Source organism: Streptomyces sp. P5F9 (assembly GCF_057961495.1).
On record NZ_JBXVPZ010000454.1, the window covers coordinates 1 to 7662 of the forward strand.

Here is a 7662-nt window from a genome sequence, read left to right on the forward strand (position 1 = left end):
CCCCCACCCCGCAGTCGCTCGGCCTGTACATCCTCGCCGCCCACCGCATGGAACCCAGCGGCACGATCGGCGGCTCGCGGCCGCAGGTCGCCTACGCGGGCCGCGTCACCGCCACCTCGGGCCCGCTGGCCGCCCTCGCCAAGGGCACCCCGTTCCTGACCGCCGTGAACCAGGAGTTCCCCGACCCGTCCCGCATCACCGGCGACCACCTGCTCCGCCGCACCGCCACGGACGCGACGTTCCAGCAGGTGATCTACGAGGACAGGCTGAGCAAGGTCGCGGGCGTCCCGGCGTGGCTGCTGACGATCGGCGGAGGCCTGGCCGCGCTCACGACGACCGGCGTCCTGCTGGCCGTACGGCGGTCCCGGCGGACGCGTCGGCCGGTGATCCCACCACCACCGGCGTTTCCACCACCGCCGACGCACGCTCCGGGTAGTTGACTCGGGAGGCCGGCACTGGTGGCCGGCACCGGTCACTGGACGCACTGCTGAACATGACGAAAGGGCACCGCTGAACATGACGAAAGGCACGAGCACATGAGCGAGTCGCAGCTGTGGGACGACGTCGACGACTACTTCATCAGCCAACTCACCCCGGACGACGAGGTGTTGGAGGCAGCCCTGCGCGACAGCGAGGCCGCCGGACTCCCGCAGATCGCCGTGAGCGCCGCCGAGGGCAAACTGCTGCACCTCCTGGCCCAGATCCAGGGTGCCTCGCGCATCCTGGAGATCGGCACGCTCGGCGGTTACAGCACGATCTGGCTGGCCCGCGCGCTGCCCGCCGACGGCCGGCTGATCTCCCTGGAGTACAGCCCGAAGCACGCCGAGGTCGCCACCCGCAACCTCGCCCGCGCGGGCCTCGACAAGATCGTCGAGGTGCGGGTGGGCCCGGCCCTGGAGTCCCTGGCCGAACTCGCCGCCGAGACCGCCGGGAACCCAGCCCCCTTCGACCTGGTCTTCATCGACGCCGACAAGGTCAACAACCCGCACTACGTGGAGTGGGCCCTCAAGCTCACCCGTCCCGGCAGCCTGATCATCGTCGACAACGTGGTCCGCGGCGGCCGGGTCGCCGACCCGGACAACTCATCGCCGGACGTCCAGGGCACGCGCACCGCGATCGAGTTGATCGGCTCGCACGCGCGCCTGTCGGGTACGGCGATCCAGACGGTGGGAAAGAAGGGCTACGACGGTTTCGCGCTGGCGCGCGTGCTGGCATAGCTTCTCCAGCTCCTCCCGGAGCGTCTCAGCTCTCGTGATAGAAGCCGACGTTGACGCTGCGCGGCCCGGTGCGGTCCTTGATGACGATCTCGCCGCTCCCGCCGCGCGGCAACGGCACGCTGCCGCCGTAGCCGACGGTCTGGGCGTACTCGCCGACGATCAGGCGCACTTCGGAGGACGGGTCGGGCTGGGAGCCGCGCAGCCAGCTCACCTGCCAGACGCCCTCGGGTCCGCACAGGAACTCCAGATGGACCCGCGAGATGAACAGCCAGTCGTCCGGTGTCACCAGCCGGCACACCGTCTCGTCGCGGCCCACCCGCAGCACCGCGCCCGGGTCGCTGGGCGCGTCGGCCATCAGCATGCCGGCTGTGGCGCCCTCGTCCGTCCCGGAGACCGAGGCCATGGTGAGTTCGAGCACGTGCGCTCCCCTGTGAAGTGTCCTTACAGCAGCGCGCGCATGATAAATCGCCCGGCGCCATCGCGTCCGGCACAATGAAGTCATGACCGAGCGAAAGCCACCGGGTGTGTCCTTCGAGTCCTGGGTCGACAAGCAGATCCGGGATGCCGAGCAGGCCGGAGAGTTCGCCCGACTCCCGGGCGCGGGAAAGCCGTTGCCGTCCGGTACCGACACGACGTACGACGAACTGTGGTGGATCAAGCAGAAGATGGCCCGCGAGGGCATCTCCGTGCTGCCGCCGACGCTGGCCCTGCGCAAAGAGGCCGAGGACGCTCTCGCTGCGGCGTACTCGGCCCCTTCGGAGCGGATCGCACGGCAGATCATCACCGAAGTCAACGTGAAGATCCGCGAGATGATGTTCAAGCCGCCGCCCGGCCCCCCGCTGGGAATGAAGCCGTACGACGTTGAAGAGGTCGCGCGGGAGTGGCGGCAGCGCCGGACGGTTGACGGACAAGGCTGAACCGGCTGCCTCCGCCGGTCACATGTGGTCACATGTGGAGAAGCCGCTCCGTCAGTTCGCGGTAGTCCCGCAGGGCCAGGCGGAGTTGCTCGGTGTCCTCCGAGCCGTCCGAGTCCTTGGACTCCCAGGAGCCGTGCAGGGTGGCGCGGCGCTTGGTGACGGCCTCCGTGAAGCGGGCGGCGACCTCTTCCAGTACGTGGTCGGCCTCCTCCACGGCGGACCGGGGCTCGTCGACGAACCCGGTGACCGCGTGCTGCAGCCGCAGGCTGAACTTGTCGCTCTCGTCGTGCGGCAGCAGGCTGCCGTTGCCGGAGGCGGCACCGGTGGCGGCGGGTGCGGGCTCGGGGGCGTGGACGGGGCGGGACGACTGCTCGGTGCGGCCTGTGCGCTCGGAGGAGCGCTCGGTGCCGGTCGTGTCGCCGGTGCGCGGGCTCGGGATCGCCCTCTCGGACCCTCGCGGTGTCGACTTGTCGTCGGCGGTCGTGCTACCCAACGGCCTGGTGCCGGACTCGGACCCGGACTCACGCGACGCCTTCTCGGCATCCCGTTGTTCGGTGGTCCTGTCGGTTTCCTTGCGGTCGGCGCGCTCCGCGTCCGTGTTGTCGCCGGTCGGCCGTATCGCGTCGGACATTAAGCTCAACTCCCCTTCAGTGCCTGCTTGTTGAATGAGCCGATCGAGTGGCGGCCGCCGCGCCCGTGCCCGTTGCCGTTACGGCTGCCACGGCTGCCGTCGCTCACCAGGTCGTCGAAGAAGGCGCGGGCTTCGAGCATGGCCTCGCGCATCTCCTCGGTGCCGGCCTGGCTCTCCGGTGCGCCGTTCGTCCGCGCGGTGACGACGCGGTGCACGCGCCGGTACCCGTGGACGTGGTCCGCGTGGTGCACGGACAGCGCGTCGAACTGCTTGTCGTACTCCTGGACGTCGGGGAAGCCCCGGGCTCCGGCGACCTCACCGAGCAGCTGGTCGACATCGGCCATCGCCTGGCGGGGCGAGTCGACGAACAGCTCCTGGGCGGCGGCCCAACGAGCCTGGTACTGCTCACGGGCCGCGGGCTCCAGCGGCCGCTCCTGCAGCGAACCGTGCTCCTGGACGCGCGCGCCGAGCTCCTGCTCGGCGGCCTTCGCGTCGCCGTCGTGCCGGGCCACGGTCCGGTCGTACTCGGGCCCGAAGCGGCGCTTCAGGCCCGAGCCGCCGGTCGCGCCTCGGGCACGCAGCGCCAGGGCCGCCGCGGCAGCGACCACGCCGACCACGATCACGATCAAAACGATGATCACGCCTGTGGACATGAGTGCCTTCCGGGTTCTTGGCCAACCTGCTCTCGTAGCCGGTCGGTTCCTCTACCGGGTTGCCTCAAAGGCCCCCTTCAAACGACGGCCACACCTCGGCGGAATTGATGGTGCCGGTGTGTCGATTCCGCCCCGCCCCGTTCGACGCACGGGTAAGAACCGATCGAGGAGGTTGTCATGGGTGAGGTCGTCGCACGGCTGGCCGTGTCGCTGGACGGGTACATCGCGGGCCCGGAGTCGGGGCCGGAGCATCCGCTGGGCATCGGCGGGGAGCGGTTGCACGCGTGGGTGTTCGGGCTGCGGAGCTTCCGGCGGATGCAGGGGATGGAGGGCGGGGCGGGCGGCCCGGACGACGAGTTGCTCGCCGCGTGGGTCGAGCGGCTGGGGCCGGTGGTCATGGGGCACGGGATGTTCGTCAGCGGGGAGGTCCCGTGGGGTGACGAACCGCCTTTCCACGCACCGGTGTTCGTCGTCACGCACCAGCCTCGCGCGTCGGTGGTGAAGAAGGGCGGCACGACCTACCACTTCGTCACCGAAGGCCCCGGCCGCGCACTGGAGCTGGCCCGCGAGGCGGCCGGCGACAAGGACGTCTCCCTGGCCGGCGGCGCCGATCTGGTCCAGCAGTTCATCCGCGCCGGGTGGCTGGACGAACTCCTCCTGCACGTCGTACCGGTCCTGGCGTGCGGCGGGCGCCGCCTGTTCGACAACGTGGGCGACGCGCACATCGAGTGGAAGAAGACCCAGGTCCTGGACTCCCCCGAGGTGACCCATATCCGGTTGCGCCGCACCCCCACCGGCTCCTGACAATGTCCGCATGACCTGGACGATCGCCCCGGAACCCTACGACTCCCCCGTCGCCGCCGCACTCTGGCGGGCGTACTACACCGAGGTCAGCGACCGCTGGTACCTGCTGCACGAGAACCACCGCACGGACCCCGCCGAACTGGAACGCGAGATCGCCGCCGTCACCGGCTCCGAACTCGCCCCGCCCGGCGGCCAGTTGCTGGTGGGGTGGTACGAGGGTGCGCCGGCCGGATCGGCGGGCGTACGACTCCTCGACGCTACGACCGCCGAGCTGACGAGGGTCTTCGTCCACGAGGGGATGCGCGGCCGGGGCGGCGCCCCGAGGCTCGTCACGGCCGCCGAGGACGCCGCCCGCGAGCTGGGCGCCAAGGTGATGATCCTCGACACCCGGAACGACCTGGTGGCGGCCCGCGCCCTGTACGCACGGCTCGGCTACAAGGAGACCGAGCGGCACAACGACGACCCGTACGCGGAGCATTGGTTCCGCAAAAACCTCGACTGACCTCACTCGACCGACCTCAACTGAGCGTCGCAGCCGTCCCGTTGTGCGGCTGCTCGCTGTCCGACCCGCACAACTCGCCGTTCAGTTCCTTCACCAGCTGGATCAGGTCGGTGGGCCGGTCCGGCCCCCACCAGTCGCCCAGGGCCTCCGCGAGGGACTCCTCCCGGGCCTGGGACAGCTTCTCGGCCACTTCCCGTCCCTGGTCGGTCAGTTGGAGGTCGAGGCCCTCGCGTACGGCCAGCCGCCGCTCCTCGACCTGGCGGACGGCGGCGAGGATGACGGGCAGCGGCACGGTGCTGCGCTCGGCCAGCACTCCCGGTTCCGCCCAGCCGTCCCGCTTGATGCGCAGGAGCAGCCAACTCGCCGCCGGCTGAAGGTCGTAGCCCGCCTTCGTGGTGATCGTCCGGTAGATCTCGCGGCGGCCCTCCCGCGTGCCGAGCACGGACAGCGCGCGGCAGACCTCGTCGTACGAGGACCGTTGGACGGGGTTGCTGGCGAGGGTCTCGGTGACGTCGGGGGCCGTGACCGAGCCGCGCAGCTTGTCCTCCTTGAGGAACCAGGCCAGGACGAAGCCGACCAGGGCGACAGGGGCGGCGTAGAGGAAGACGTCGGTGATGGAGGAGGCGTAGGCGTGGAGGGCCTCCGGGCGTACGGCGGACGGCAGTCGGGAGATTCCGCGCGGGTCCGACTCCAGGCCGTCCGGGGTGACGCCCGGCGGCAGCGAGGTACCCCGGAGAGCATCCGCGAGCTTGTCACCCAGCCGGCTCGCGAAGACCGTGCCGAAGATGGCGACACCGAACGAGGCCCCGATGGACCGGAAGAAGGTCGCGCCGGAGGTGGCGACGCCGAGATCCTCGTACGAGACGGCGTTCTGCACGATCAGCACCAACACCTGCATGACCAGGCCGAGTCCGAGCCCGAAGACGAAGAAGTACGCGCTCATCTCGGCGGTGGAACTGCCCTCGTCGAGTTGGTGGAGCAGCAGCAGGCCGAGGGCGGTGACACCGGTGCCCGCGATGGGGAACACCTTCCAGCGGCCGGTGCGGCTGACGATCTGGCCGGAGGCGGTGGACGAGATCAGCATGCCGAACACCATCGGCAGCATGTGGACACCGGACATGGTCGGGGTAATGCCCTGCACGACCTGGAGAAAGGTCGGCAGATAGGTCATCGCGCCGAACATCGCGAAGCCGACGATGAAGCTGATGACGGCGGCGAGGGTGAAGGTGCGGACGCGGAACAGCTTGAGCGGGAGGACGGGTTCGGCGGCCCGGCGCTCGACGGCGACGAACGCCCCGATCAGCACCACACCCAGCACCGCGAGCCCGATGATCTGCGGCGAGCCCCAGCCCCAGGTCGTGCCGCCGAGCGAGGCGACGAGGACCAGGCAGGTCGCGACCGCGGCGATGAGGAAGGTGCCGAGGTAGTCGATGACGTGCCGGGTCGACTTGCGCGGGATGTGCAGGGCGGTCGCGATGACGGCGAGGGCGACGACACCGACGGGGAGGTTGACGTAGAAGACCCAGCGCCAGCTCAGATGCTCGGTGAACAGCCCGCCGAGCAGCGGCCCGAGGACACTCGTCGCACCGAAGACGGCGCCGAACAGCCCCTGGTAGCGCCCGCGTTCGCGCGGTGAGACGACGTCACCGACGATCGCCATCGACAGCACGATCAGCCCACCGCCGCCGAGCCCCTGCAACGCCCGGAACCCGATCAGCTGGGGCATGTTCTGTGCGGCACCACAGAGCGCGGACCCGACGAGGAAGATCACGATCGCGATCTGGAACAGCCTTTTCCGGCCGTACTGGTCGCCCAGCTTGCCCCAGAGCGGAGTCGCGGCGGTCGACGCGAGCAGATACGCGGTGACCACCCACGACAGATGCTCCAGGCCGCCGAGATCGCTGACGATCGTCGGCAGCGCGGTCGACACGATGGTCTGGTCGAGGGCGGCGAGCAGCAGCCCGAGGAGCAGCGCCCCGATCGAGACGAGGACGTTGCCCGACACGTGTTCCTGGGCGGAACCGCCCCGCCGCGGGGGCCTCTCCGGTGGCTGCGCGTCCTGCACATTCCCCGTCATACCGTGCGCATCGCCGGCCATGAAGACCTCCCGAGGCTCTCGTTACACATCCATGGTGATCGGTATGGCCCGTTACGGCCTGTCGAGTCCGAGTGGAAGCTCGCATTCCGGGGGTCGGAGGAGACGGCGTGAAGGAGATCCGCATAACCTCTGGAGTTCGACGGGGAGGGACGAACACGTGAACGAGGCGAAGGACCACATATGCCCGCAGTGCGGGGCGCCCCGGACAGCCGACGGCTCCCCGTCCTGCGCCTGCACCCAACGGGCGTCCGACGCGCTGCGCGACGCGCGCACGGCGGAGGCGGCAGCGGCGGAGGACTTCGACCCGCTGCGGATCAGACCGTATGTGGAACTGGACGGCAACCCGCAGGAACAGACACCCGCACCGGCGCCACCGACGACTCCCGAGGGCGAGACCCAGCGGCTGCCGGCGGTCGAGGAGACGATGCCGCTGCGAGCGGTGACGCCCGCACCGGCTTATCGGAATCACGAGACATCGGCCCTCCCGGTCCCGGCGGACCTGAACCTGTTCGCGGACGGCGGGAGCGGCGAGGGCGACGGGGACACCCCGGAACACCCCACGGACGACGACACCTCCCCGCGCCGCCGCCACCGCCGCACCGTCCTCCTCGCCGTCACGGGAGCCGTCGTGGCGGTGGCCGCGGTGGCGGGTTTCGCGAGCGGCATGTTCTCGTACGAACCCCCGTCGCGTGACGAGGCGGCCCCTCAGGACGTACGGGCGAGCGTCCCGACGGCATCGAAGAGCGCGGCACCGGCCACACCGTCCACGAGCGGCTCCACGTCCGCCCAGCCGACGTCGGCGTCCCCGACCCCGTCACTCAGCGAGACCCCGTCCCCGAC

General features: G+C 70.3%; 9 protein-coding genes and 1 pseudogene. 6 read left to right on the top strand and 4 right to left on the bottom strand.

Going from position 1 to position 7662, the window contains the following annotated elements; genetic code table 11:
• Together AC31A1_RS42225 and AC31A1_RS42230 are read left to right on the top strand one after the other, a co-directional pair.
• A partial coding sequence (locus AC31A1_RS42225; protein WP_489658380.1) for a DUF2330 domain-containing protein occupies positions 1–440 on the top strand: 440 nt, incomplete at its 5' end.
• A gap of 96 nt (positions 441–536) precedes the next feature.
• The gene (locus AC31A1_RS42230; RefSeq protein ID WP_489658381.1) at positions 537–1217 is read left to right on the top strand and encodes an O-methyltransferase; all 681 of its coding nucleotides are present in this window, start codon (positions 537–539) and stop codon (positions 1215–1217) included.
• Between the two features lie 25 nt (positions 1218–1242).
• On the opposite strand, the gene AC31A1_RS42235 is transcribed toward AC31A1_RS42230, so the two are convergent.
• Positions 1243–1635, bottom strand: a complete 393-nt coding sequence (locus tag AC31A1_RS42235) for an FHA domain-containing protein (protein ID WP_019060401.1) — start codon at positions 1633–1635, stop codon at positions 1243–1245.
• 82 nt (positions 1636–1717) lie between these two features.
• Between AC31A1_RS42235 and AC31A1_RS42240 the strand changes: the two genes are divergently transcribed.
• A complete protein-coding gene (locus tag AC31A1_RS42240) occupies positions 1718–2134 on the top strand; it encodes a DnaJ family domain-containing protein (protein WP_489658382.1) in 417 nt (138 codons plus the stop codon).
• Between the two features lie 28 nt (positions 2135–2162).
• Here the strand turns inward: AC31A1_RS42240 and AC31A1_RS42245 are convergent, their stop codons facing one another.
• Both AC31A1_RS42245 and AC31A1_RS42250 read right to left on the bottom strand, forming a co-directional pair.
• Positions 2163–2765, bottom strand: coding sequence for a hypothetical protein (locus AC31A1_RS42245; protein ID WP_489658383.1), 603 nt, complete (start codon positions 2763–2765; stop codon positions 2163–2165).
• A gap of 5 nt (positions 2766–2770) precedes the next feature.
• A complete protein-coding gene (locus AC31A1_RS42250) occupies positions 2771–3418 on the bottom strand; it encodes a hypothetical protein (protein ID WP_489658384.1) in 648 nt (215 codons plus the stop codon).
• 177 nt (positions 3419–3595) lie between these two features.
• Here AC31A1_RS42250 and AC31A1_RS42255 point away from each other — a divergent pair, with 177 nt between their 5' ends.
• Entirely contained in the window at positions 3596–4222 is a 627-nt protein-coding gene (locus AC31A1_RS42255; protein WP_489658385.1) for a dihydrofolate reductase family protein, read from the top strand.
• 10 nt (positions 4223–4232) lie between these two features.
• Positions 4233–4724: a GNAT family N-acetyltransferase gene (locus AC31A1_RS42260; protein WP_489658386.1), complete on the top strand. Its 492-nt coding sequence runs from the start codon at positions 4233–4235 to the stop codon at positions 4722–4724.
• 16 nt (positions 4725–4740) lie between these two features.
• Here AC31A1_RS42260 and AC31A1_RS42265 read toward each other — a convergent pair whose 3' ends face one another.
• A complete protein-coding gene (locus AC31A1_RS42265) occupies positions 4741–6822 on the bottom strand; it encodes an MDR family MFS transporter (protein WP_489658387.1) in 2082 nt (693 codons plus the stop codon).
• 157 nt (positions 6823–6979) lie between these two features.
• Here AC31A1_RS42265 and AC31A1_RS42270 point away from each other — a divergent pair.
• A pseudogene (locus AC31A1_RS42270) lies at positions 6980–7662 on the top strand (peptidoglycan-binding protein); the annotation flags it as partial.

Coding starts and splice junctions, on each gene's coding strand:
- AC31A1_RS42260 (WP_489658386.1), top strand. CDS start 4,233: ATGACCTGGACGATCGCCCCGGAACCCTACGACTCCCCCGTCGCCGCC.
- AC31A1_RS42230 (WP_489658381.1), top strand. CDS start 537: ATGAGCGAGTCGCAGCTGTGGGACGACGTCGACGACTACTTCATCAGC.
- AC31A1_RS42245 (WP_489658383.1), bottom strand. CDS start 2,765: ATGTCCGACGCGATACGGCCGACCGGCGACAACACGGACGCGGAGCGC.
- AC31A1_RS42250 (WP_489658384.1), bottom strand. CDS start 3,418: ATGTCCACAGGCGTGATCATCGTTTTGATCGTGATCGTGGTCGGCGTG.
- AC31A1_RS42255 (WP_489658385.1), top strand. CDS start 3,596: ATGGGTGAGGTCGTCGCACGGCTGGCCGTGTCGCTGGACGGGTACATC.
- AC31A1_RS42265 (WP_489658387.1), bottom strand. CDS start 6,822: ATGGCCGGCGATGCGCACGGTATGACGGGGAATGTGCAGGACGCGCAG.
- AC31A1_RS42240 (WP_489658382.1), top strand. CDS start 1,718: ATGACCGAGCGAAAGCCACCGGGTGTGTCCTTCGAGTCCTGGGTCGAC.